The 25373-nt window shown below is 67.7% G+C and carries 21 protein-coding genes, 1 tRNA gene and 1 other RNA gene; 10 read left to right on the top strand and 13 right to left on the bottom strand.

What is annotated here, in order from left to right; all coding sequences use genetic code 11:
* Window positions 1-9: 9 nt before the first annotated feature.
* Window positions 10-396 (top strand): nitroreductase family deazaflavin-dependent oxidoreductase, encoded by a 387-nt coding sequence (locus L6Q96_17570; protein MCK6556366.1) that lies wholly within the window; start codon window positions 10-12, stop codon window positions 394-396.
* Window positions 397-489: 93 nt separating this feature from the next.
* Here the strand turns inward: L6Q96_17570 and L6Q96_17565 are convergent, their stop codons facing one another.
* Both L6Q96_17565 and L6Q96_17560 read right to left on the bottom strand, forming a co-directional pair.
* Window positions 490-1629 (bottom strand): acyl-CoA/acyl-ACP dehydrogenase, encoded by a 1140-nt coding sequence (locus L6Q96_17565; GenBank protein ID MCK6556365.1) that lies wholly within the window; start codon window positions 1627-1629, stop codon window positions 490-492.
* Between the two features lie 13 nt (window positions 1630-1642).
* Entirely contained in the window at window positions 1643-2770 is a 1128-nt protein-coding gene (locus L6Q96_17560; protein ID MCK6556364.1) for a CoA transferase, read from the bottom strand.
* A 56-nt stretch (window positions 2771-2826) separates the two neighbouring features.
* On the opposite strand from L6Q96_17560, the gene queG reads away from it, so the two are divergent.
* Window positions 2827-3990: a tRNA epoxyqueuosine(34) reductase QueG gene (gene queG / locus L6Q96_17555; protein MCK6556363.1), complete on the top strand. Its 1164-nt coding sequence runs from the start codon at window positions 2827-2829 to the stop codon at window positions 3988-3990.
* A gap of 51 nt (window positions 3991-4041) precedes the next feature.
* Here queG and L6Q96_17550 read toward each other — a convergent pair whose 3' ends face one another.
* From L6Q96_17550 to L6Q96_17515, 8 genes are all read right to left on the bottom strand, one after another.
* Window positions 4042-4425 carry a lactate racemase domain-containing protein gene (locus tag L6Q96_17550; GenBank protein ID MCK6556362.1) on the bottom strand — a complete coding sequence of 128 codons (384 nt, stop codon included), beginning with the start codon at window positions 4423-4425 and terminating at the stop codon, window positions 4042-4044.
* A gap of 30 nt (window positions 4426-4455) precedes the next feature.
* Window positions 4456-5055: a recombination mediator RecR gene (gene recR / locus L6Q96_17545; protein ID MCK6556361.1), complete on the bottom strand. Its 600-nt coding sequence runs from the start codon at window positions 5053-5055 to the stop codon at window positions 4456-4458.
* 107 nt (window positions 5056-5162) lie between these two features.
* Window positions 5163-5489, bottom strand: coding sequence for a YbaB/EbfC family nucleoid-associated protein (locus tag L6Q96_17540; protein MCK6556360.1), 327 nt, complete (start codon window positions 5487-5489; stop codon window positions 5163-5165).
* Complete coding sequence (dnaX, locus tag L6Q96_17535) at window positions 5486-7243, bottom strand: DNA polymerase III subunit gamma/tau (GenBank protein ID MCK6556359.1); 1758 nt, start codon at window positions 7241-7243, stop codon at window positions 5486-5488. Before dnaX ends, L6Q96_17540 begins: the two co-directional genes overlap by 4 nt.
* A 23-nt stretch (window positions 7244-7266) precedes the next feature.
* Window positions 7267-7365, bottom strand: an RNA gene (gene ffs / locus L6Q96_17530) — signal recognition particle sRNA small type.
* Between the two features lie 437 nt (window positions 7366-7802).
* A tRNA-Ser gene (locus L6Q96_17525) sits at window positions 7803-7888 on the bottom strand.
* 602 nt (window positions 7889-8490) lie between these two features.
* On the bottom strand, window positions 8491-8784 hold the full coding sequence (locus L6Q96_17520) for an XRE family transcriptional regulator (protein ID MCK6556358.1): 294 nt from the start codon (window positions 8782-8784) through the stop codon (window positions 8491-8493).
* On the bottom strand, window positions 8781-9104 hold the full coding sequence (locus L6Q96_17515; protein ID MCK6556357.1) for a type II toxin-antitoxin system RelE/ParE family toxin: 324 nt from the start codon (window positions 9102-9104) through the stop codon (window positions 8781-8783). Before L6Q96_17515 ends, L6Q96_17520 begins: the two co-directional genes overlap by 4 nt.
* A gap of 404 nt (window positions 9105-9508) precedes the next feature.
* Between L6Q96_17515 and L6Q96_17510 the strand changes: the two genes are divergently transcribed.
* The 4 genes from L6Q96_17510 to L6Q96_17495 all read left to right on the top strand — a co-directional run bounded on the left by L6Q96_17510 (window position 9509) and on the right by L6Q96_17495 (window position 13657).
* Complete coding sequence (locus L6Q96_17510) at window positions 9509-12550, top strand: hypothetical protein (protein ID MCK6556356.1); 3042 nt, start codon at window positions 9509-9511, stop codon at window positions 12548-12550.
* Between the two features lie 12 nt (window positions 12551-12562).
* A complete protein-coding gene (locus L6Q96_17505; protein ID MCK6556355.1) occupies window positions 12563-12724 on the top strand; it encodes a hypothetical protein in 162 nt (53 codons plus the stop codon).
* 68 nt (window positions 12725-12792) lie between these two features.
* Entirely contained in the window at window positions 12793-13311 is a 519-nt protein-coding gene (locus tag L6Q96_17500) for a hypothetical protein (protein MCK6556354.1), read from the top strand.
* Window positions 13298-13657, top strand: a complete 360-nt coding sequence (locus L6Q96_17495) for a hypothetical protein (protein MCK6556353.1) — start codon at window positions 13298-13300, stop codon at window positions 13655-13657. The genes L6Q96_17500 and L6Q96_17495 overlap by 14 nt, the downstream gene beginning before the upstream one ends.
* A gap of 422 nt (window positions 13658-14079) precedes the next feature.
* Here the strand turns inward: L6Q96_17495 and L6Q96_17490 are convergent, their stop codons facing one another.
* Complete coding sequence (locus L6Q96_17490; GenBank protein MCK6556352.1) at window positions 14080-14772, bottom strand: hypothetical protein; 693 nt, start codon at window positions 14770-14772, stop codon at window positions 14080-14082.
* Between the two features lie 143 nt (window positions 14773-14915).
* Here L6Q96_17490 and L6Q96_17485 point away from each other — a divergent pair, with 143 nt between their 5' ends.
* A complete protein-coding gene (locus L6Q96_17485) occupies window positions 14916-15581 on the top strand; it encodes a DUF981 domain-containing protein (protein ID MCK6556351.1) in 666 nt (221 codons plus the stop codon).
* Between the two features lie 95 nt (window positions 15582-15676).
* A complete protein-coding gene (locus L6Q96_17480) occupies window positions 15677-16906 on the top strand; it encodes an alpha/beta hydrolase (GenBank protein MCK6556350.1) in 1230 nt (409 codons plus the stop codon).
* Here L6Q96_17480 and L6Q96_17475 read toward each other — a convergent pair.
* On the bottom strand, window positions 16851-20519 hold the full coding sequence (locus tag L6Q96_17475) for an error-prone DNA polymerase (protein MCK6556349.1): 3669 nt from the start codon (window positions 20517-20519) through the stop codon (window positions 16851-16853). The genes L6Q96_17480 and L6Q96_17475 overlap by 56 nt on opposite strands.
* Before the next feature lie 42 nt (window positions 20520-20561).
* A complete protein-coding gene (locus L6Q96_17470; protein ID MCK6556348.1) occupies window positions 20562-22094 on the bottom strand; it encodes a DNA polymerase Y family protein in 1533 nt (510 codons plus the stop codon).
* Between the two features lie 226 nt (window positions 22095-22320).
* Between L6Q96_17470 and lnt the strand changes: the two genes are divergently transcribed.
* Window positions 22321-23835: an apolipoprotein N-acyltransferase gene (lnt, locus tag L6Q96_17465; protein MCK6556347.1), complete on the top strand. Its 1515-nt coding sequence runs from the start codon at window positions 22321-22323 to the stop codon at window positions 23833-23835.
* 51 nt (window positions 23836-23886) lie between these two features.
* Window positions 23887-25047: a Re/Si-specific NAD(P)(+) transhydrogenase subunit alpha gene (locus L6Q96_17460; GenBank protein MCK6556346.1), complete on the top strand. Its 1161-nt coding sequence runs from the start codon at window positions 23887-23889 to the stop codon at window positions 25045-25047.
* The last annotated feature ends 326 nt before the right edge of the window (window positions 25048-25373 follow it).

Raw genomic sequence — 25373 nt, 5'->3', positions numbered from 1 at the left:
GACGGCAGTATGGGTGGTGCCGCGGTGAGCGTCGATCTCGGCGCCCACCGGCGGCGGTCGACGGTGCGGCTCACGACCGTCGGCCGCAAGAGCGGCAAGCGCCACACCGTGACGGTATGGTTCGTCGTGGCGGACGCCAGCCGGTTTTATGTGCAGCACGTGCGTGGAGCGAGCGCGGACTGGTACAAGAACCTCCGCAAGACGCCCACGGTGGAAGTCGACTTCGGCGACGGCCCGCAACCCGCGCGCGCCACACCCATCGAGGACCCGACCGAGATTGCGCGCGTGCTGAAGCTCGTCCGCCGCAAGTATCCGATGGCCTGGATCATTCAGCTCTGCGGCCGCCGGAAGCACCCGGTGGCCGCAGTGGTCGAGGTGGGGGGCGGGAAGGCTTGAGGGCGTGAGGGGATGAGGGCTTGAGGGGATGAGGGCTTGAGGGCGTGAATGGGATGTCCCCCAATCCCCCAAGCCCGCAGGCCCCCCAGGCCTTCACGGCTTTCCCAGCGTTTCCCGTGCGACCAGCTCGCGGTGCCACGTGGCGTCGCCGTAAGCGGCCTCAGAGGCCCTGGCGCGTTTGAAGTACAGGTGCAGGTCGTGTTCCCAGGTGAAGCCGATCCCACCGTGGATCTGAATGCCCTCGGCGGTCACGACGCGGCCGGCGTCGGCGCAGTAGGCCTTGGCCATGCAGGCGGCGAGGTGCGCTTCGCTGACGTCGTTAGCCACGGCCCAGGCGGCGTAATAAGTCGCCGACTTTGCACTCTCCACCTGCACCATCATGTTGGCGCACTTGTGCTGTATAGCCTGAAAACTGCCGATCGGCCGCCCGAATTGCTCGCGCACTCTGGCGTAGTCGACACTCATCTCGAGTACCTTCTGCGTACCGCCGCACGTCTCCGCGCACAGTGCCACCCGGGCGCGATCGACGACCCGGTCGAGGAGTGGCCATCCCCGCCCGACGCGGCCGAGGACGGCTTCCACCGGCACCTCGACGTCCGTCAACGTGACCTCGCAGAGCTTGCGGGTCTGGTCGATGGTCTTCAGTAGCCGAACGCCGACCCCGGGTCGGTTGCGCTCGACCAGGAAGAGGGTAACCCCACGCTCCCCCTTGCCGCTCGTGCGCGCCGCGACAACGAGCAAGTCCGCCACGTGCGCATCGGGCACGAACAGCTTGCTCCCCGACAGAGTAAAGCCGCCAGAAGTTTTCAGTGCCGGCATGCGAATACCTTCGGCGTCCCACCGGCCGCTGTCTTCGACCTGCGCCAGGGTCGCTTTGAGAGCCCCTCGTGCGAGCGGGTCGAGGTAGCGGGTTCGCTGCGCCTTCGACCCTCCCAGGGCGAGAGCGACCCCGCCCAGAACGACGGTGGAGAAGAACGGGCCCGGCATGACCACGCGGCCCATTTCTTCCAGCAGCACGACCAGCTCCACCATGCCGAGCCCGGCGCCGCCGAACTCCTCGGGGAAAATCAAACCCAGCCAGCCGAGTTCGGCCAGCTTCCGCCACTGCTCCTCGGCGTACCCGGTGTCGTCTTCGAGCATGGCGCGCACGTACGTCATCGGACACTTCGAGGCGAGGAACTTACGCGCCGATTCCCGCAGCGCGTCCTCGGCTTCGCTGAAACCGAAGTCCACCGGCCGGCCCTCGCTACACCACTCCGGCGTCGCGGAGCGCGGCGATTCGCTCCGCCGACAGGCCGAGGTCGCGCAGCACCTCGTCGGTATGCTGTCCGAAATCCGGCGGCGGGGTCGGCTCTTGCGGCGGGGTAGCCGACAACTTGAGAGGCGAGGCAATGAGGCGGAGGCCGTCAAGGTCGCGAAACAGACCGCGGGCTTTGACCTGAGGGTCGTCGAAGGCCTCGGCCACGCTGTTGACCGGGCCGAAGCAAATATCGACGTGCTCGAGCTGCGCCAGCCACTGCGCCTGAGTCTTCTGCCGGAAGCGGTCGCGAATGACACGGAACATCTCGTCGCGTCGCGCACCTTCGGCGTACTGATCGGGGATGAACTCCTCGACGCCAAGCTGTACGCACAGATTGCGCCAGAAGTGCTCCTCCAGAGCGCCGACGGTGACGTACTTGCCGTCCGCGGTCTCGTAAATCGCGTAGCAGGGGTGGTGCCCGGTAAGGCGCGTCTTGCCGCGTTCGGGCGTCTGGCTGCTCACGAGATAGAGGAGGATGTGAAACACGTTCCACAGCACGCTGCCGTCCATCATCGAGATATCGATGAACTGACCGCGCCCGGTGTGCTCGCGCGCCATGAGGGCGGCGAGGATGCCGACGGCGCCCATCAACGCGCCGCCGCCAATATCGGCGACCTGGACGGGCAGGATCGCCGGCGGCCCGCCGGCGGTTCCCGCCGCTCCGAGAACCCCGGCGTAACCGAGGTAATTGACGTCGTGTCCGACCTTGTCGCGATACGGACCGTACTGCCCGTAGCCAGAGATCGAACAGTACACGAGGCGCGAGTTGCGCTGGGCCAGCGTCTCGTAATCGATCCCGAGGCGCGCCGTGACCCCCGGTCGAAAGCCTTCGAGGACGATGTCGGCGTCCTCGGCCAACCGGTAGAAGAGGGCCTTGCCTTCGGGATGCTTGAGGTTGAGGGTGAGGCTGCGCTTGTTGCGTTGCACGAGCGGCAGGCCGATTCCCATGACGTCGGTCGGGGACGAGACCACGAGGACGTCGACGCCGAGATCGGCAAGCATGAGCGAGCAGAACGGCCCCGGGAGCTGGCGGGACAGGTCGAGCATCTTCAGGTTACGCAGCGGGGGTGCCATGATTTCCTCCAGAGGCGATACGGTGTGCAGCGCGCGACAGTAAACGAGTCGTTCCGGTGCCGCAAGAACGTGCGGCGCGGCGGCCCGACGGGAGTGGCGTGATGGAGCGGCTCGAGACGGCGGTGCGGGAAGCGGCCGATCGAGTCGGTTTCGACATCTGCGGCCTGGCGCGGCTGGGTGCGCCGCCGCACGGGGCGTTCGTTCGTGACTGGCTGGCGGCGGGCAATGCCGCCGGCATGGAGTACATCGGCCGCGGCCTGGCAAAGCGGCTGGACCCCGAGGCGATCCTTCCCGGCGCGCGCAGTGCCGTCAGCGTCGGCATGCGCTACCGGTCGCCGACTGCATCCCCTCGCGACTGGCGCGGCGAGCCGCGCGGCCGCATGGCAGCCTACGCCGCAGGTCCCGACTACCACGACACGGTTGGGGAGAGGCTGCGCCAGCTCGTCGCGGCCTTGCGCCGCATACGTCCGGAGGCCGGTTTCCGCGCTTACGTCGATACCGGACCCGTGCTCGAACGCGAGTGGGCCGTCGGGGCGGGCCTCGGCTGGTTCGGTAAGAACACCAACTTGCTCAACGCGCGTGCGGGTTCGTGGCTGCTGCTCGGGGAGGTGCTGACGACCCTCGAACTCGAACCCGACGTGCCGCATCCGGACCGCTGCGGCACGTGCCAGCGCTGTCTGGACGCGTGCCCCACCGGGGCTTTGCAGCCGGGCTACGTTCTCGATGCGCGACGCTGCATATCCTACTGGACCATCGAGCACCGGGGCTCGGTGCCGCGCGACTTGCGGCGCCGGTTCGGCAACTGGGTATTCGGTTGCGACGATTGCCAGATCGTGTGCCCGTGGAACGACGATCCGGTCGACGATGGCGGCGCCGATCTGGCGGACGCGCTGTGGCCCCGCTTGCCGGAGTTGCTGGCGCTCGATGAAGAAGGCTTTCGCCGGCGCTATCGGGGTACGGCGGTGCGGCGAACGGGCCGGGCCAGCATGGCGCGCAATGCGGCGATCGGCCTCGGCAACAGCGGCAACCCGGCGGCGCTGCCCGTCCTGGCGAAGGCGCTCCACCGCGACCCGGCGTGGAGCGTCCGTGCGCATGCGGCGTGGGCGCTTGGGCGCCTCGGCGGCCCGGCCGCTCGCGCCGCCCTGGAGCGCGCCTACGCGACCGAGGACACGGCCGCGGCGCGGATCGAAATCGTCGCTGCGCTGCAGGACGGCGAATGACGGACGGAGGCAGTGCGGGTTGCCCGTCGTCGGTCGAGCTCCGGGTTTCGTTTACCGCGGTGCGCCGTCTTCCATCCAGGCGCGGGCGAGGGTGAGCTTGCGGCCGCGCACGGTTGGAATTGCGTAGGGGCCGTGCGGCAGCACGGCGACGCGGGCGCCGTCGCCGTGGAAAGCGGAAGCGCGTTCGAGCGCCGCCTCGACGCTGGGGGCCGGCGTGGCAAGGAGGGCAGGGACCTGTGCCGCCGGCACGCCGTCGCTGACGAGGACGACCTCGGCAAGCGGGGCGCAGCCGATGGGTTCGGCCAGCGCCTTTGCAATCGCGGCGTGGGGGTCGGGGAGTGGCGCGGCGTCGGCCGGCTCGATCACCGCCACGGGTCGATCGTCGGGCAGTTCGACGTCGAGTCCGGTGCGGCCGTAATCGATGCGGAGGCGCATGGTTGCGATGTACGCTCGGGCGGCGTCGACCTACATCTCTCGGCGTCCGTCGAGGGCGTGGCCCAGGGTGGCGCTGTCGGCGTACTCGACGTCGGCGCCCATCGGCAGTCCGTGGGCGATGCGCGTCACCCGGACACCGAGCGGCTTGACGAGGCGGGCGAGGTATATCGCCGTGGCTTCGCCTTCGACGGTGGGGTTGGTGGCGATGATGACTTCGGCGACGCGCCCGTCGGCGAGGCGGCGGAGCAGTTCCGCGATACGAAGCTGTTCGGGGCCGACCCCATCGAGCGGCGCGAGGCAGCCGTGCAGGACGTGGTAGCGGCCCTTGAAGGTGCCGGGGCGTTCCAGGGCGATGACGTCCGCGGGGCGTTCGACGACGCAGATCGTCGGGGCGTCGCGCGCGGGATCGGCGCAGAGCCGGCACGGGTCATCGGTGGTGAGGGCCTGGCAGACGGAGCAAAGACGCGTCTCGTCGTGGAGCGTGCGGAGCGCCGCGGCCAGTTGCTCGGCGTCGCGCCGGTCGGCCTTGAGCAGATGGAAGGCGAGCCGGGTAGCGGTCTTTTCGCCGACGCCGGGCAGTTTGACGAGAGCCTCGATCAGGCGAGTGAGGGGAGGCGGCAGGGCTGACATGGGGCGGAATGTTTGGGTAGTGCGCGGTCAGGCGATCGGGGTGCGGGGCGGGGGTTGCGAAAGGTGGCCGCGCCGGGCTTTCCACTTTCCACGGCGGCTCGCTCCGTTCACATGCCGAGGCCGGGCAGGTTGAGGCCGCCGGTTACTTTGCGCATCTCTTCGGCCATCATCTCCTGGGCTTTGCGAAGGCCCTGATTCACGGCGGCGACGACGAGATCCTGGAGCATGTCGAGGTCGCGGGTATCGAGGACCGACGGGTCGATGCGCAAGGCGACAACTTCGAGCTTGCCGGTGACCACGGCGGTCACCATGCCGCCGCCGGCCGAGGCTTCGACGGTGCGGGCGGCGGCTTCCTCTTGAATCTTGCCCAGGCGCTCTTGCAGCTCCTGCGCCTGCTTCACGATATTGCCGAGCGGATTGAATCCCTTACTCATTCGCCACCTCTGTCGCGCCGGCCGCGGGGTTTGATCTCGTGGACCTCGCCGCCGAGGATCTCCACCGCGGCGCGGACGGCCGGATGATCCATGGCCGCCGCGTGCAGGTCGGCGGCAGTTGGCGCCGTCCCCGAGGCTGGCGCGGCGGGTGCCGCTTCCGATGTCCGGACCGAGACTCGATAGGATCGCCCGAAGAAGCGTCGGGCGAGGTCCTCGACGATCTGCGCGTGATCCCGTTGTGCCAGATAGTCGTAGTAGTAACCGGAGGGCACGCTGAGCGCCAGCTCCGGTCCTTCGAGGTTGGGCGGTGCGCTCTTGAGGAGATAGGGCAGCAAGGTGACCTTCTCTTTTGCGACCGTGGCGAGGAAGTCCTCCCAGCTCCGGCCGGGCGTCTCCCGAGCGGGCTGTGCATCGGGGGCGGCGGACTCGATTGTGCTGTCATCGCCGGTGGCGGGTGCCGCCGGTGCCGGTCGAGCGGCTGTGGCGGTGGAGGAAGAGCCGGCCGGTCGAGTCGTTCCGGTCGCCGGTGCGCTCTCGCGGTGCGACGTTTTTGCCGGGGCGGGTGCGTCGCCGGTGCGGCGTGGCGGGGTTCCAGCGGTGGACGGTGTCAGCAGCCGCCGTTCGATCTCGTCGAGACGTTCGATGAGAGTGTCGAGCGGAACGATCGGTGCCATGGTCGCGAGCTTGATGAGGGTCATTTCGAGGACCAGCTTCGGATAGGGAACGCGGGCCACTTCGGTCTCGGCGGTCATGAGCACGCGAAAGGCGCGGTCGAGGTCCGCGGACGAGGCGAGTTGCGACTGGCGCAGAGTTTCGGCGCGTTCATCTTCGGAGAGGTCGGCGAGCAGGCTCTCGTCGGGGACCAGGCGGGCGATCGCCAGATTGCGGAAGTGTTCGAGAAGCTCGCGGGTGAAGCGGCGCAGGTCGTGTCCGAAGCTGTGCAGCTCGTCGAGGCGGGCGAGCGCCGCGCCGGCGTCGTGGGTGAGCAGCGCGTCGGCAGTATTCAGCAACAGCTTGCGGTCGGCGACGCCGAGAGCGGCGCCGATGTCGGCGTCGCCGACGGTATTTCCGGCGTAGGCGATCACCTGATCGAACAGCGACTGGGCGTCGCGCATGCTGCCCTCGCCCTCGCGGGCGATGGTGAAGAGGGCGGCTTCGCTGACGGTGACGTCCTCGTGCCGGGCGATGTCGGCGAGGCGTTCGACGATCAGCCGGTAAGGAATGCGCTTGAAATCGTAGCGCTGGCAGCGGGAATGAATGGTGTGCGGTACCTTGTGCGGGTCCGTGGTGGCGAAGATGAACTTGACGTGCGGCGGGGGCTCTTCGAGGGTCTTGAGCAGGGCGTTGAAGGCGCTCGTCGAGAGCATGTGGACTTCGTCGATGATGTAGATCTTGAAGCGGCTCTTGGCGGGTTGGTAGCGGACGTTTTCGATGATTTCGCGGACGTCGTCGACGCCGGTGTTGGAGGCGCCGTCGATTTCAAGCACGTCGACGGCGTTGCCCGCCGTGATTTCGCGGCAGTTGACGCAGTCGTTGCAGGGCGTGGGCGTGGGGCCGCGGGTGCAGTTGAGGGCCTTGGCGAGGATCCGTGCGGCCGTGGTCTTGCCGACCCCGCGCACGCCCGTGAAGAGGAACGCGTGCGCGACGCGGCCGGTGCGAATCGCGTTGCCGAGGGTGCGGCTGACGTGGTCCTGCCCGACGATTTCCTCGAAGGTTTGCGGTCGCCACTTGCGGGCGAGGACCAGGTAGCTCATTGGGACCGGCGACGGGCAGCAGTGATAGCTAGGTTTCCCCACGGCACAGGAAGGTAGTCGGTACCGCTGCTTCCTTCCGGACCTGACGGGGTTCGCGACGCTCCCTTGCGTGGGACCTAGCTATCACTCCTGCCCGTCCTGCATCGACTGGTGGTCGGTTCTGTCGACTCCGGATGTTGGCATGTCGCGTGCGGTGCGTCCAGAGTGCGGTCGGGCAGTAGAGGCGGAAAGTTGGAAAGCCGGGGGGCGAGGAGTGGGGGGGGCGCGGACTAGGAGCCTGTCGGAGAAAGCGGCCCATCGCCCTTCGACGGGCTCAGGGCGAGCGGAAAATGCTGTGAAATCAAGGCAGAGCCCGCCCGTGCTGAGCTTGTCGAAGCACCAGCGGGCCTTTCTCCGACAGGCTCCTGGGATTTCGTGCCAGGTCTTGCGCCGTTTGCGGCCATCTCTCCTTTTCCGTCGCGGCCGGCGCCTCTCCGCGCCGCGGCGGCGAGATCGACTTCGGACCGGGGTTGACGACGCGGCGTCGTGAACGGCCCGTTCCGGGTCTCCGATCTGACAACGGAGAGGGTGGGATTCGAACCCACGGTACCTTTTGGGTACACACGCTCTCCAGGCGTGCCCCTTAGGCCGCTCGGGCACCTCTCCGTACCGGGTTCTCAAGCACGTTCCGTCAGCGCCGGCAATACCGCCGGGCCGGCGCCGGCGGAACCGTGCGGGTCGCACCTGGGGATGTACGGGTATTCGCGGGAAAAGTTGCTTATCCGAGCCGGTACGGAGGAGAGGCCGGCTCGGCGGCGCTCGCAGATGGAGTGCACGCGACGCCATTGGAAGCACGCTCCTCCCCGGTTCGTTTCACCAAGACCCGGCCGATCGTTTCCTGATCGCACTGGCCCGGCGACTTGATGTGCCCTTCGTGACGAGCGACCGGGAGATCCGGCGCTATCGACACGTCCGAAGCACCTGGTGAATGGGAAATCCGCTCGCGCCGGCGCGTCGGGGGCAGGGGCTTGGGCAGGGGCGATCCCGGACCCTGGGCGGTGGGTGTCCGGTCATGCGCCACGCGTCACCAGCCCGGTTTGGCCTGACGTCGGGGCAGGGGCAGGGGCGGGGGCTCGGGCAGGGGTGCTGGACACCCATCGCTCCGGCGGGCGCGAGTGGATGTCCCACCGACCCCCCGGGCGATTGAGTGGATGTTCTTCCGACCGTGCTTTTCGCCGTCGCCCGGAGCGGCTGGTTCGGCCTGCCGATTACGCCGCCAGCCTCACTGCAACCGATACGCCGGCCTTCGCGCACAGGCCCACCAAGTAGTCGAGCGAAAGCTTATCCACCTTATTACGCGCGATCTCGGACATGCGCGGTTGCACCACGCCGAGACGCTTGGCCGCCTGCGCTTGCGTAAGGCCCTCACGAGCCATCCACTGCCGCAGCGCCTCGGCAAGCTCACAGCGCAGCAACATGACGGCTGCTTCGTGCGGTGGGAAACCCAGGTCAAGAAAGACGTTCCCGCTGCCCCGCGTGATGCGCTTATCGGGCTTCTTCATGGGTGCTCTCCGATCAGCTTGTAACGCCTGGCTGCGACTTCGATGTCCGCCCGTGACGTCTTGCGTGTCTTCTTCTGGAAGGCGTGGAGGACGTAGACCGCATCTTCTGACTTTGCCACGTAGACCACACGAAAGGCGCCTGCTTCATGCCGCACGCGAACCTCGTAAGCCCCCGTCCCGACGGCAGGCAGGGGCTTGAAGTCCGCCGGCTGCCGCCCCACTTGCACCATGAACAACTCGTATCCGGCGCGTCGACGTGCCTCCTCCGGAAACGCCGCCAAGTCCTCACGGGCGGTGCCGACGAAGCGCGCCTCCTTCATCTCGGCAGACTATACGAGCATTCGTATGCGACCGCAAGGCGCTGCGGGCCGAACGTGAGAGGGTTTTTCCGCCATCCGGCCGCACGACTTGTGCCACTCCAAATGTACCCCCAAATTCCCTGCCCCAGCCCCTGCCCAAGCCCGGTTTGGCCTGACGTCGGGGCAGGGGGCACGGGCAGGGGCTGGGGCTGGGGCACGGTGGATGCCGGCACGCACGCCATCCGGATCTGCCCTTACGCTCCGATAGCCCGACAGGTTTCTCTTGACCCCTTCCGGGGATGGGCGCATTGTGGCCGCGTTCGGTCTCCGTTGCTCTGCACAGGCCGACCGCGCGCGGCACCGGTCGAGGCGGTGTACATCCTGCGGCTGCGAGCGGTCGCGATACCGGAAAGGGATCGCTGCGTATGGCCGCACGTCTTGGTGGACTGGGTGCCGTCGCCTTCGTGTCGTTGGCGATACTCCTCGATACCCCGGCCCGAGCGCTGTTCACCAACGGCGGCTTCGAGTCCACCTTCGCTGGCTGGACCAAAACGACTTCGAAGCACGGTACGCTGCCCGGCCCATGCAACGGACCCTTCTCGGCGGTCCCGCCAACGCCCGGAGGCGTCGATCGTACGGTGATCGTCTCGGCCAGTCCGCCCGAGACCGGGGTGGACCCGAACCTGGGCGCGGGCGCTACCCTGAAATTCCCGAAGTTCGGGCTCAACTCCGCACGAGTGAACGGTGAGAACGCCGTGGGTTTAACCTTAAATCTGAACTCGATCGGGCAGCAGTCGACCATAACGGCGTTGGACATCGACCCCGTCGACTCCCTGGTACACATACGCTTCGTCTACGCCCCGGTTATCGTCGACCCCGGCCATCCTCCCTGCGATCAACCGTTTTTCCGCATACGGCTCACCGAGGTCCTTTCCGGGACTCTCCTGTACGAAAAGTTCGTCTTTGCCAACGAGCCCGGCGTTCCCTGGAAGTGGATCCCCGCCGCGGGCGGAGACGTGGGCTACACCGATTGGACGGTAGTGGATGTCCCGGCACCATCGCTGGCGATTGGCAGCATCGTCGAGCTGGATGTGTCCGCCGGAGACTGTGCGGGGGGGGGACCGCACTGGGCCTATGTCTACGTGGACGGTTTCGGCGCTCAACTCCCGGGTCTCTCGGTCGTCAAGACCGCGAGCGAAGAGTGGGTCGAGGCCGGCGCCAACCTGACCTATACCTTCACGTACCGCAACGACGGAACGGAGCCGGTCGCTAACGTGATCGTCAACGAGACGATTCCGGACTGTGCTACGTGGGTTTCCCAAAGTGCGCCGTCGACGGGAGGTACCTGCGGGTACGCCGCGGGCGTCGTGACCTGCAACCTCGGTACCCTCGCACCCGGTGCGTACGGGACCTTCACGGTTACGGTCACCGCCAGTACCGACACGAGCGCGTGTTTCGCGATCCACAACGGGAACTATACGATCGAGGGGACGGGCGTTAACCCGACCCTCGGTCCGGCCGTGATCACCCCGATCCTGGGCGCGTGCGTCACGCCGCCGGTGACGATGGCCGCATGGTGGCCCTTCGACGAACCCACCGGCAACACCGCCAACGAAACGATCGCCGACCACGACGGCACCCACCAGGGCACCCTGCCGATCGCCCGCCTGAGCGGCCATGTCGGGCAATCGCTCGACCTCGATGGGGCGGGACAGTTCGTACTGGTTCCCCACCCCTCGGACGGCGCGCTCGACTTCGGACCGGAGACCGGTAGCGACTCACTGGACTTCTCCATCGACGCGTGGATTCGCCCGGACCCCGACAGCGGGTACCGCGCCATTCTCTGGAAAGGGATCAAACACGGCTTCGGTTTCGGCCTGCGCGACGATCGCCTGAGCCTGCTGATGCGGAGCAGCGGCGGTGCGCGCGAAGCCGTGTCGGGCTCGATTCCGTCACTTACCGACGGGCAATGGCATCTCGTGGCCGTCACCGTGGATCGCGACGGCGGTACCGGCGGGGGTGGACTGGTGCGCTTCTACGTCGACGGCACGCTGGCACACACCGAATCGCTCAGTCCGCTCGCAGGAAACCTCACCAACACGATGCCGGCGGGAATCGGGTTCGCGTACATGGAAGGCGGCGGCTTCGTCGAGTTCAATTCGCAGTCGTTCGACGGCGGTATCGACGAGCTGGAAGTGTTCCAATACGTCCTCGACCCGACGAGCGTCCTCGGCATCTGGCTTGCGGATGCCGACGGCAAGTGTCAGCGTTGGTGTGCGGTGCCGCGCACGAGGGGACTATGCGCATCGGATACCTCGGCCACGGTTCCGCTCGAAATCCACAACCCGAGTCCGGTCGGACAGACCTACTCTATAACCGCGGTCGGGCTGCAGGTCGGCTTCCAGTTGGGTAGCCAGACGAGTACGGTACTCGGACCTTCGTCGGTCAGCCTTCCTCCGGAAACTGTCAATCCGGCCAGCATCAAGACCGTTTCGCTGACGCTGCAGAGGCCGTCTGGCCTGACCGCGCAGGGAGAACGCGCCGCGTATCGGGTGACGATCTCGGCGCCGGACGGCGATCGGCAGTGCGTCGGTTTTCTCGTCGACGAACGTGACGATTGCTTCGTCCCGGTCGATAACTCGCACGGACGCGTCAGCGTCGGCGTACCCATTCGCAAGCCCGTCGTCGTCTACAACACCTCGGGCTCGCCAAAGTCGTATGACCTGACCTGGAGCGTCGAGGATTCCACGGGGGCTTCGGACATGTCGGTCGTGAGTCTGGGATCGAATCCCCCCGGAACCAGGCTCACGCGCAACGTCACGGTTCCGGCGGGATCGACGCTGGTCGACGAGATAACGATCACCCCGCTGGTTCATGACGGCACGAGGACGTTCGATGTGATCTTGAGCGCCGATCTCGACGGTGACGGCGAACCGGAACCGGTGGCGTCCACGGGACTGCGGACCAAACCACCGCGGCCCGAGCTCATGCCCGGACGGGTCCTCACGATCGCACCCGGAAAGCTTGCCTTTGTTGCCAGAGCCCCGTCCGGCCGGACCTTCGAGCTGGCGGGTGCCGGTGACGATCCGCGCACGGAAGGTGGCACGCTCGAGATCGTCGACACCGGCGGAACCGGCTCCACGATCTATGCCCTTCCGGCCAGCGGGTGGACCGGCCTCGGACGGCCGGCGGGTGCGAAGGGGTATCGCTACAAAGGAACGGGGACGCCGAGCGACCCCTGCCGCACGGTGCTCGTGAAGAACAAGGTCGTGAAGGCGGTGTGCAAAGGCCTGGGTGTCAGCGTGGCGGCGCCGTTCACTGGCGAGGCGGGGATCGTACTGAGTCTGGGCAGCGATACGAAGCGCTACTGCACCACCTACGGCGGCACAACCGTCCGGAACGACACCTCGGGGCTGAAGCGGAAAGAGGCGCCCGCCCGCGATCGCTGTGCGGCGCCCAATCCGTAAGGCGGGGACGCGATGGTGGACCCCATTCTCCCTTTCGTAGTCCGGTACGTGATCCCGCTGCGGCGGACGGGCGAACGGCGTCACGGTATGTACCTCACGTTCGACCAGGCCGTCGCGGTCGCGCCGATCCTGCAAGGAGCCCTTTTCGCGTTCTCGCGGCAGCCGGCATCCTGACAGCGGGACGCTGCCCGCGGTGCGCACAGATAGCCAGGCCAGCGGCGGCGGTGATAGACTGCGGTCGCATGACGCTTCTCCAACGCGAGACGCTCGTCGCGGCACTACGCCGCCTCAACGCGCTTCTCGCGGAAGAGGAGCAGTGCGCGGAGGTCTTCCTGGTTGGTGGTGCGGTGATGTGTCTGGTGCATCGTGCGCGCCCGGCCACGAAAGATGTCGATGCGTGGTTCACCGAAGCGCCGGTTGTCCGGCGCGCCGCGCGCAAGGTGGCAGAGGAGCTTCAGCTCGACGATCACTGGCTCAACGATGCAGCGAAGGCATTCGTGCCGGCGGCTGCCGGGTACGAGACCTGGGAGACGTTGTCGCATCTGACGGTGTCCGCCGTCGACGCCCGCACACTGCTGGCGATGAAGTGTGCCGCGGCGCGTACCGCCGAGGACGCCGCGGACATCCGGTTCCTGGCTGACCGACTCGGGTTGCAGTCGGCCGATGCCGTTCTCGCCGTGGTGCTGGATTACTTTCCGGCCGAGCGCCTGCCGGTCCGCGTGCGCCTCCTGCTCGAGGAGATGTTCGATGACCGTGGCTGAGCTGCTGGATGCGTGCGGCGCAGACCGGGAGCGGTTCCAATTGCACGTCAACGGGTTCGTCGACGACTTTCGGGCGGCGACGCCTGAGGAGCGAAGCGCGATGGTGGAGGTCGGCCCGGCGTACTCCGGCAAGATTGAGGGCCTCGTGGCGGCGGTTGTGAGCGCCCTCTGTCGCGAGGTGGGTATGGCGACCCCGGCGTGGACACGGAGTATCGGTAGTCCGGAGCCGTTTTTCGCATTTCCGGCACATGGCTTCGCTTTGCGCCTGCGGTTGATGCTCGAATCGCCGCCGGCGTTCCGGTGTCGCAACGTGTTCGTTCCCGAGAATTACCTGTCGCGAGCGTAGGGGGCGCTGGCGTGTTCACCGCGCGCCGCGCGCTTAGCCATGGCGCCGCACGTGCCAGAACCGATCCTGACGTGACGGTGCTGGCGGAGGCGGCAACGTTGGACACCGTCGTCCGCGCACTTGAGTCGCTGGGCTACGCACGCGTGCGAGAGCAGCGAGTGGCGCCCGGAGAATAGCTGCCGGACATCGTCGTCTTTCGAGCCGAGAACATCGACCTGCGCCAGGTGGACGTGCTGGTTGCGAAGACGGCATTTGAGGGTGACGTGGTCCAGCGCGCGGAAGCCGTCGTCGTTGCAGACCTGACCCTTCCGGTCGCCGGCCCGGAAGCGCTGGTGGTCTACAAGTTGCTCGCGGATCGACCGCGCGACCGTGAGGACATCCGCGCAATCGTGCGCACGCAGGCGCGGACCGCGCGGCGACCATTACCAGCCCTCCGGCGCGTCCGGGACCCAACACAGGCCGAGCAGCGAGTCGCCGCGGTCGCGGTCGACGCCGGCGAACACCTCCCACTCCTCGGGTTCCACGTTCATATCGAGAATCGGATACCCGATCGCCTTGCCGCTACCGGCGCACACGAAGGTGGCCGGATCGAAGTGCTCGACGCCGTAAGCCCCCGCCACGGCGGCGCCGACCTCGCGCTGCCAGGGCGTCGGAGTGAGGCCGCGGCGCGGGACGTGGGTGGGGTTGGAGGTCATGGTGCGGAAGCTTGCCGGGTGTGCGACGCGGCCGCAGGCGAGCAGGCGTCCTTCCGCGGCGATGCCGGCGGCGGCGAACGCTTGCTGCTCCAGAGCGCGGAAGAGGCCGAGGCGGCGGAACCGCGGGTCGACGCAGCAAATGCCGGCGAGCGCGACGGCTTGCGCCGGCAACCGCGGCAGGTCCATGCGCCGCAGGTCGCCCAGCGCGAACCCGGCGAGCGTCTCAGCCGCAATCGCCGTGGCGACGAAGCGTAGTCTCTCGAGCGAGCGCAAGAGGTACGCCTCGTCGGCCGCGCGGTACGAGATTCGGAACAGCGCGACGATGCGGCGCAGCGTATCGGCGTCGAGTTCCGTCGAGCGCACCGCCCGCAGCGCCGGCAAGTCCGGTCGAGTCGCTGTTTCGCGCCCATCGTCCGCCATAAGCGATTGGATACCATGTCGGCACGGCAAAAGAGACCGCCGCCGTCCGCGGCCCCGAACCCGCGAACGGATTCGAGGAGAGGGTCCGTGAGTTGTACTCTGGGCTTTGGCCCACGGCGTCGAGACGGTATCATGGAAGCGGAATGATCCTTTACAACACGTTGATCGGTGTCACCGCCGGGGCCGCGCTGGTTCTGGTTCCGATTCTGGGCGCTAAGTTGCGCCGAGGCCACCGTGTCGAGCCGGAAGGGTGGGCTCTTTCGTTCGGAGTGCTGGGCATAATCCTTACCTTCCTGAGTGGTATGATGACGGTGACGTGGCCGCTCCACGCCAAGCCTCAAGTCAATATCATCTTCGGGGAGCCGACGCTGTTCCTCGGTGTCTTGCTGCTGGCGGCCGCGTTGTTCATGTGGACCCATCCGGAGGCGTTTCGGGATCGGAGCGACGTGGCTCTCGACCGCCTGACCGGTGTGCTGCGGCCGGTGTCGTGGCTCGTCTTTTCGCTCGGTCTGATCCTCCTGGCCTGCACGGTGGCGGTGTTCCGGTTCTCGGCGATTGGCGCGGCACCGGCGCAGGAACCGATCAGCGGCATCTTTCACGACTATCCGTGGGTGGAGAATACGCTGGTTGGCTCGCTCTACGCGCTGAGCGCGGTGGGTCCCCTGCTGGCGCCGGTGGCAGTTCGCGATCTGGGCAGCCCGGTGGCGCGGATGGGGGGTTGGTGTCTTGTCGTGAGCGGCGTCGCGATTCTGCTGTACAGTGCGCTGAACTACTACACACATATCGGTCTGCTCGTGAACGCCGGGTAGTCCGCGGGCGCCCGGCGGGGTGAGGTCTTGAGGGCTGAGGGCGGGAGGCCAGGCCGCGCGCTGGATGCTCGCGCGGGCCTGTGGTAGGGGGCCCCATGCAACGCCTTATCGACGCCTGGTTCGATCTCGACCGTCCCCGCCCGCGCCTGTATCGGGCCCGCACGCGCGACGGCTGGTTGCTGGCCCTCTACAGGTACGAGCCGCGCGGCACGGCGCACCGCACGCCCGTCATCCTCTGCCACGGCATGTCCTCGAATCGCTGGGACATGGACGGCCCGGGCCGAGTGTCGATCGCTCGCTATCTCGCGCGTCGCGGCTACGACGCCTGGGTAATCGAATTGCGCGGCGCCGGTCGGTCGACGCGCCCGTCGCTGCTCAACGGCAAACGCTACGACTGGACTTTCGAAGACTACGTCCAGCACGACGCTCCCGCCGCCCTCCAGAAAGTGCTGCACGAAACGGGTGCCAGGCAGGTGCACTGGGTCGGACACTCGATGGGCGGCATGATCGCCTACGCACTCCTGATGACACCGGCGCAGGGCAAGATCGCCAGCGCCGTCACGCTCGGCTCGCCGACGATGAGCGACGTCGGCCATCCGCTGATCGACTTCGGACTGCCCTACCGCTGGCTCCTCGGCTGGCTGCCCGACCGGGTTCCCCTCGGGACCCTGGCCCGCTTCGGAGCGCCGTTTGCCGCCATGCTCAACGAGCTCTGGAGCGCCAGCATCGCCGAACTCGGCTGGTATCCGGGCAACGCCGACGTGAAGTTGCTCCGCACCTTGATGCTCACTGCCGTCGACGACCTGCCGGCTTCCCTGCTGCGCGAGTTTGCCCAATGGTACGAGACCAAACACATGAGCGACCGCTACGCGATGTTCGACTTCACCGATCACCTGGAACGTATCTCGACGCCGCTGCTGATCGTCGCCGGAAGCAAGGACGGTCTGACGCCGGCGCGCGACCTGGAACGGGTCTACCGGCGAGTTGGCGCTCGACACAAACGGTTCTGCATCGTCGGTAAGCAGTACGGGTTCGCTCACGACTACAGTCACGCCGACCTCGTGCTCGGTCTGCACGCCCCCGACGACGTCTACCCCGTCGTTCTCGACTGGCTGGAGTCCTGCCGGCAGGCCCCGGCGCAGGAGCCGGCAAAGCCGCGGCGCGCCCGTGTAACGCGCCTGCGCCCGGCGGCGGCGCGGCGCGGCAGCGTGGCCTGGCGCCGGTCGATGCTCTCGCTGGCGCTCCTCCTTCGCGCCCGGGTGCCCGTCGTTACCGGAAATCGTGTGACTTCGGCGTCGGTGGTGGTTCGTCGTCGTCGGGCTTAACCTGCATGCGGTAGCCGCGGCCGGTGAGGCCGACCTGCTGTTGCGGCAAGGAGAGCGCCTCCAGACGGCGGGCACGGACATGGATGACGGGCGTCTGTCGTTCGTCGCTCGGCGTCCCGGATGGGTCGCTGACGGCTGACGACGGCTGGCTGACGACCGGGGACCTCCGGCTGGTCGGCTTGTCGACCTGTGGACGCCGGCGGCGTTTCAAATCCGAGCCGGGGACTTCGGCCTCCGAATCCGGGCCCCGGGATGCCACCACCTTTTCCACCGGCCCTTCGACGAGGAGCAGCGTCGCGGTGTGCAGGAGGGTGCGATGGCGGCGGAACATGTCGGGGGTCACGACAGCGTTGCAGGTGCCGGTTTCGTCTTCGAGGGTAAGGAAGCAGAATCCCTTCGCGCTGCCCGGTCGCTGCCGTACGATCACCAGGCCGGCGATTTTTGTCCAGCGACCGTCGCGAATCCGGGGCAGGTCGCACGCCCGCACGGCACCGCGGGCGGTAAGTTCGGGGCGCAGGTGTTTCACGAGATGCGGCCCGACGGTTATCCCGGTGCCCCGGTAATCGGCCAGAGTCCGTTCGAGGAGCGACATTTCCGGGAGCGGGGCGGGATTGGATCGATGCCCTGCCGGAGCATTCCCCTCGTACGGCGTGTGTCTTTCGTCGTCGTGATCCTTAACGGCGTAACGACCCGACGCCTCAACGCTCTGCCACAACGGTTCCCGGTCCACACCCGCCACCTGCCACAGCGCTTCGCGTCGGGTCAGGCCGAAGGCGGCGAGGGCGCCGATGTGCGCCAGCGTGCGCGCCTCGTCGTCGCGCAGACCGCAGCGCACCACGACATCGTCGACCGACGCGAATCGACGCCGTGCTCGCTCCGCCTCGATACGCTCGGCCGCCGCCGCCCGCAGGCCCGCGACGTAGCGGAGGCCGAGGCGGAGGGACAGGGTGTCGGTCGGGGGAGTAGCTGTCAGGGGAGATTCCTTGACGGCGTAACCGCCTGACGTCCTGTCCCCGCGCTCCAGCGTGCACCGCACGCCGGAGCGCATCACGTCCACCGGCAACACGCGCAGGCCGTGGCGTTGCGCGTCTTTCACCAGCGTTGCCGGGTGGTAGAAACCGAGCGGCCAGTTGTTGAGCATGGCGCAGGTGAACGCCGCGAGATGATGCGCTCGCAGGTATGCCGAGGCGTATGCCAGCAACGCAAAGCTCGCTGCGTGCGACTCCGGAAAGCCGTAGAGCGCGAACGAAGTGATGCTGCGCACGACCGCGTCCTGCACGTCGCCGGCGATGCCGCGCGCCGCCATGCCGGCGCGCAGCTTGTGCTCGATGGCCTGCATGCGCGCCACCGAGCGCTTGAACCCCATCGCTCGCCGCAGCTCCTCGGCCTCCCCGCCGGTAAACCCGGCGAGCACCATCGCCATGCGCAGGAGCTGCTCCTGAAAGAGCGGCACGCCGAGCGTTCGCTTCAGGATCGGTTCGAGATCGGGGTGCGCGTAAGTCACCGGGGCGCGGCCGTTGCGGCGATCGAGGTACGGGTGCACCATCTGCCCGACGATCGGCCCCGGCCGAATCAGCGCCACCTCGACGACGAGGTCGTAGAAGCGGCCGGGACGCAGGCGCGGCAACGTCGCCATCTGTGCCCGACTCTCCACCTGAAACACGCCGATGGTATCGGCCGCCCTCAGCATGGCGTAGGTCTTCGGGTCGTCGGGGGGCAGGTGCGCGAGATCGATGCCGACGCCTTCGTGCTCGCGGATCGTCGGAATCGTCTCCTCCAGCACTGCCATCATGCCGAGTCCGAGCAGGTCCACCTTGATGATGCCGAGGTCGGCGCAATCGTCCTTGTCCCACTGCACGACGACGCGTCCGGGCATCGCCGCCGGTTCGAGCGGTACGATCGTGTCGAGTCGCCCGGCGGCGATGACCATGCCGCCGGAGTGCTGGCCGAGATGGCGTGGCAGGTGCTGGATCCGTTGCACCATGTCGACGAGCAAACCGACTCGCGGCGCCGTCGGATCGACGCCGCCGGCCTGCAGTTGCTCCGCCAGCGCGTCGCTCGAATCGGGCAACTCGAAACGGTTGAGGAGCCTGGCGAGCTTGTCCACCTGTGCCAGCGTGAAGCCGAGCGCTTTGCCGACCTCGCGCACGGCGCTGCGCGTGCGGTAGGTGATGACGTTGGCGGTCATGGCCGCGCCGCGCTCGCCGTAGCGCCGGTAGACGTACTGAATGACACGCTCGCGCCGGTCGCCGCTCGGCAGATCGATGTCGATGTCGGGCCATTCGCCGCGCTCTTCGGACAGGAACCGCTCGAAGAGCAGGTCCATGCCGACCGCGTCGACGGCGGTGATGCCGAGGGCATAACACACTGCCGAGTTGGCGGCCGAGCCGCGGCCCTGCGCGAGGATGCCCTGCTCGCGGCAGAAACGGACAATGTCCCAGACGATGAGGAAGTAGCCGGCAAGATCGAGCTTGCCGATGACGGCGAGTTCGTGCTCGAGCTGCCGGCGTACCCGCGGCGCGAGCGTGCCGTAGCGGTCACGGGCCCCGGCATAGGTGAGGGTGCGCAGGTGGCCGATCGGCGTCTCGCCCGGCGGCAACGGATAGTCCGGAAAGCGGTACCCGAGGTCGGCAAGGGTGAACTCGCACTGCTCGGCGATATGGCGAGTGTTGCGTACGGCCTCGGGCAGGTCGCGGAAGAGCGCCGCCATTTCCGCGGGCGCCTTCAGGTGTCGCTCGGCGTTGCGCAACAGCCGGCGGCCGGCCGTGTCGAGGGTCGTCCTGGCGCGGATGCAGGTGAGCACGTCGAGCAGGGCCCGCCCCGCCGGCAGCGCGTGCCGCACGTCGTTGGTGGCAACCAGCGGCAGGCGCTGCTGCCGGGCGAGCGCAATCGACGCCCGGTTGAGCCGCTCCTCGTCCGCATCGAGATGACGTTGCAGGTCGATATAGAGACGGCCGGGGAAGATGGACTTCAGGTAGAGCAGAATGTCAGGTGCCGGGCGGTCGGCCGTCGGGGTTTCATCCTTGACGGCGTAACGGCCTGACAGCCTGACCGCCGCCTCTCGATAGAAACCCAACCGCTCAACCGCCCCATGGGCGGACGCGATGCCGAAAGCGGGGCGAAGCAGACAAATCAGGCCCTCCGCATGCTCCTCGAGATCGGTCCGGACGACGGTGCCCTGTCCCTTCGCCGCCCGCAGCTTCATCTGCGTGACGAGTCGGCAGAGATTCCGGTACCCGGCACGGGTGGCGGCGAGAAGATACAGGGGGCAGGCGGTCGGGTTGTCGACGGTCGGGGGGTCGTTTCGGTCCCTGACGTCGCCAGCGTCCGCGCGGTTGCGCGGATTCTCCGCCAGCACCACCTCCGTCCCCACCAGGGCGCGCAGGCCGGCTGCCTGTGCGGCTTTGTGCAAGCGCGGTGCGCCGTAGACGCCGTCACGGTCGCCGAGCGCCAGCGTCCCGTAGCCCAACGCCGCCGCCCGTGCGACGAGGTCTTCGGGCAACGACGCCCCGGTCAGAAAGCTGAAGGCACTGCGGCAACGCAGCTCGACGTAGTCCGCCGTCGAGACGCCGGGAAGTCGAGGCGTTGAAGAACCACGAGCAAGACGACTCATCCGCATTCGGTCCGTCCTCTCCGACTCCTCGACGCCTCGACTTCAGTCGTACTCTCCATCCACGAACCAGCCGTCGTTGCCGAGGTCGTGGTACAGTCGGTACACGCCGCCGTCGCCGAGTTGCGCATCGTAATAGTCGCGTGCGTATTTGCCGTCGCGCCACCAGTCGCCCTCGACGCGCCATGGACCGGCAACCTGCACGACACGGCCGGCAAGCGCATCGCCGCGGACAAACACCGGCCGGTCACGCTCGCAGAAAACCTCGACCGACCGCGGCGGCCGCAGGGCGCGGAGGGCGAGGGGAATGCAGGGGGGCGGGGCGTTAGTTGCCGCGCTGTCTGCGGTCGGGCTGTCGATCTTTGGGTTACCATCCTTGACGGCATGACCGCCTGACAACCCGACCGCCTCCGACGAGCCGATCCCCCAGCCGTCCGGTCGATGCGTGTCCGAAACGACCGGCGCGCCGACACGGTCGGCACCGCACAGCGCCGTCAGGCGAGCCAGGGTGACCGCCAGCCGCGCCGGTGCCGGACCGCCCGGCCTGAAGAGATCGAGCTGCGCGGGCCGCAAGCGTTCCGACACTGCCGCCACGTGCAGCGCCTCGACGGCCGCCGCCGGCGGATGCGCCTCGAAATCGACACGCACCAGTGCCAGCAGCGCCTTGACGTCGTTGCTCGGCGCCGCCACGGTTACCGTGCGCTCGTCCCGTCCCCGCGTCGCCAGTCGCAACCCCAGTCGCAGGTCGCCGCATACCAGCCCGCGCATCTCGAGCCGTGCGGTAAGTCGATCGAGCAGGCCGCGTAGAACGAACAGGCACGGCTCCAGCGTTTCGATGCCGTAATCGAGGTCGAGCCGCTCCTCGAACTGTAACGGCAGTTCCCGTGGTACCAGCGGCGTGTCGTCCTCGCCGCGCGCGCGCCGCGCGAGCTGCACCCCCGCACTTCCCAGACGCGTGCCGAGCGCTCGGATCGGCAACGCCGCGAGTTCTCCGATGGTGCGAATGCCCCAGAACCGCAACGTCTCGCCCAGCCCGGCCTCCGGCGCGAGCCACGCCACCGGCACCGGTGCCAGGAAACTCCATTCTTCGCCTGCCGGGATAACCCGCACCCCGCCGCCGTGCCGGGCCGCGAGCAGGGCCGCCACCTTCGAGCCGGCGACGCCGACCTGGGCCTCGAGGCCGAGCCGCAGAACGCCGCGAAACATCGCGTTGGCGAGTCGCGCTTCGGAATCGTAGAGCAGACCGAGGCCGTCGAGATCCACGTACACGATACCCGAACCCGCATCCTCGAAGCGGGGCGAGAACGAAGCGGCGGCATCGCACAGGGCCGCCTGCGCCGCCCGGAGCATGTCCGGAGTAACCGGCCGAACAACCAACCGGGCCGCAATGGCCGTGGCCTGCGCCACCGTCAGGCCGGCGGTCGCCCCCTGTCGCGCGGCCGCTGCCGATACCGCCAGCACTCGTGCCCGCGGACCCAAACCATCGACCGCCGCCACCGCCGCCTCGCGCAGTTCCGGCTGTACGCGCATGACCGCAGCCAGCGGAAAATCGGGAACGCACAGACACGCGAGACGCATGAGACACCATCACGAGGCCGTACTCGTCATGACGGGAGTTTCGCTAAACTTTCGCCCCAGGTCAACCGGGTGGATTCCTCTCACCCCGGCCCCTATATGGGGACATCGTGACGCAGAGACGGTCTTCCCGGGCCGCGGGATCCAGTGTGGGACGGTGGCGGACGGTTCCGCCCCGGTCGGAGCGGAGGTTCATGGCCGCCGTGGATCTTCCCGAGACGCTGACAGAGTGTTGAAGCTCGCGGGTCAGGTTCTTCTCAGCGCCTTGGCGGGGACACTCTGCTGTCTCGGCTATGTCGGGTTTGGGTTCTGGCCCCTGATGCTGGTGGGCTTGGTGCCGCTCTGGGCGGCGTTCGAAGACGCCCGACCCCATGGGCTCGGCCGCGCCGCGCTTCTCGGTTTCGTCTTCGGATTCGTGGCCTATGCCGGCGGCTTCCACTGGATGTGGCGCGTCGTCGAGGTCTTCCTCGACGGCAACATCGTTCTCGGCGCCGTGCTCTGGCTCGGCGACGCGTCGTGGTTCGGGTTGCGTTTCGCGCTTTACGGTCTCGTCTACGCCTCGATTCGCCGCCGCGGCTGGCCGCTTGCGATGGCGGGTATTCCCCCCCTTCTCGTCGTCGAGTGGCTCTATCCGTCGCTGTTTCCGGTTCACATCGGTCACGCTCTGGCGCCCCGGCTCACCCTCGTTCAAATCTCCGATCTCGGCGGGCCGCTGCTGCTTTCGGCGTTCGTGGCGCTGGTGAACCTTGCCGCGTTCGAGACCTGGTGCTGGATTCGCGGTCGGCGGCGGCGCCCCGTCTTACCGTGGGTGACCGCCGTGGGTGCGGTGCTGGTGGTGTGGACGTACGGCACGGTGCGTATCGCCGCAATCGACGCCGCCGCGGCCGCGGCGCCGCCGCTTCGCGTGGGGTTGGTGCAGAGTAACCTGGGCGTCTTCGAGAAGGGCCGGCGGCCGACTTTCGATCACCGCGTCTACCTCGAACAAACGCGCGAACTGCTTGCGGCCGGCGACCCGGTCGACCTCGTCGTCTGGCCCGAGACGGTGTACACGCGCGGCCTGCGCCGGCCGCTGCCACTGTCGGGGCGGATGATTCGGGAAGATCTCGGTGTGCCTTTGCTGTTCGGCGCCGCGTCGGTCGACGGCACCTCCGGCCGCAACCGCACGTACAACTCGGCGTTGCTCATCGGGGCCGACGGCGTGATCCGCGACGCCTACGACAAGAACGTGCTGATCCCGTTTACCGAGTACGTTCCGTTCGTGGATCTGGTCCCGAGCCTGGCCGACGGCGCCGTCGGTGCGTCGGCCTTCAGCGCCGGTACGGCAATGTCGGCGCTGACCCTCGGTCCGTGGCGAATCGCCGTGCCCATCTGCCATGAAGCGGTGCAAGCGGCGCACGTGCGTCGCATGGTGGTTGCGGGACGGCCGAACCTGCTCGCCACGGTGGCCAACGATTCGTGGTTCGGCGACTCGCAGGAGCCGTGGATTCATCTCGCCATGGCGCGTTTCCGCGCCATCGAGCACCGGCGCTTTCTCGTCCGCGCCACCAACAGCGGGGTCAGCGCCGTGATCGACCCGGTCGGCCGCGACGTCGTACGGAGCGGCGTGCTCACGCGCGAGAACCTCCGGGCCACGGTGAACCGGCTCGAAGTGACGACGGTTTACACGAACTGGGGCGACTGGGTGGGTTGGCTGGCCGCGGCCGTCGTCGCCGGTGCGCTGGTGCGCCGTCGCCGACCGATGTGACAGGCCAAGGGCACCTTGATATAGCCGCCACCGCGTGATGATGGAGGCTGCATGAAGATCGCCGTTCCCAAGGAGATCGTACCCAAAGAACGCCGCGTCGCCCTCACCCCCGACGCCGTTGCGCCGCTGATCAAGGCGGGGCTCACGGTTCTGGTGGAACGCCATGCCGGGGCGGCGGCGTTTTTCTTCGACGACGCTTATGTGCGGGCCGGGGCAACCATCGTCGCCGACGCACCCGGCCTGTACGCCGAGGCCGATATGGTCCTCAAGGTCCAGAAGCCGGTCGACCATCCGACCCTCGGACGCCACGAGGCGGACATGTTGCGCGAAGGCACCGTGCTGGTCGCCATGCTGCAGGCGCTGACCAGCCCCGATCTGGTGCGCCGCCTTGTGGCGCGGCGGATTACGAGTTTCGGCATGGAGGGTATTCCGCGGATCAGTCGGGCGCAGAACATGGATGCCCTGTCGTCGCAGGCCAATATCGCCGGATACAAGGCCGCGGTGCTTGCCGCGGAGGCGCTGCCGCGCTTCTTCCCGATGTTCATGACGGCGGCCGGGACCGTGTTTGCCGCCAAGGTGCTGGTGATCGGCGCCGGCGTGGCCGGGCTTCAGGCGATCGCCACCGCGCGCCGTCTCGGCGCGCAGGTCTTTGGCTACGATGTCCGCCCGGTCGTCAAGGAACAGGTCCAGAGCCTCGGGGCCACCTTCCTGGCATTCGACGTGGGCGCCACGGATGCCGAAGACGCGGGCGGCTACGCGAAAGCGCTGACCGCCGAGCAGAGCCGCAAGCAACAGGAAATGCTGGCGGAAAAGATGAAGGAGTTCGACGTCGTCATCACCACGGCGCTCATTCCGGGAAGACCGGCCCCGCGACTGGTGACTAAGGAGACGGTGGCCAACATGCGGCCGGGCTCGGTCATCGTCGACCTTGCCGCCGAAGCGGGCGGCAATTGCGAGCTGACGCGGGCAGATGAACAGGTCGACGCCGGCGGCGTTACGATCCTCGGGCCGACCAACCTGCCGGCCACGATGCCGGTACACGCGAGCACCCTGTACGCCCGCAACGTCAGCGCTCTCATCAAGTGCTTCATCAAAGACGGCAACCTGGCGCTCGACTTCACCGACGAGGTGCAGAAGGGAAGCTGCGTGACGCACGACGGCGCCATCGTCAACGAGGCGGTCAAGGCGGCAGTGGCGGCGGCCGGAGGATAGCAGGGCAGAGCCCACAACAGGTGGAGCGCGATCTCCGAGCGCGTCCACCGCCTGCGGAATCTTTGCGCGCCGTGAGGATTCTCGGAAGTAGTGGCCTGGCGCGGGTTACCGCCCGCAACCCAATGCCCGCAACTCCCCGTTCGCCCCGAGTAGGACCCGTTTGTTCAGGGGCCGTATCGAGGGGTCACACCAGACGTGCCTCGATACGCGCCTGAACCCTTCGATACGCCGATTGAGAAGACATCGGCTACTCAGGGCGGTCGGGTTGTCGAGACGGCGCTACTCGGCACGAACGGTGGCGCACCGCTCCTCGATCGTCTGGAAAG

The organism is Candidatus Binatia bacterium (assembly GCA_023150935.1).
GTDB lineage: Bacteria > Desulfobacterota > Binatia > HRBIN30 > HRBIN30 > JAKLJW01.
The sequence above is the reverse complement of the archived record's forward strand: the minus strand, read 5'-3'. Positions and strand labels throughout refer to the sequence as shown.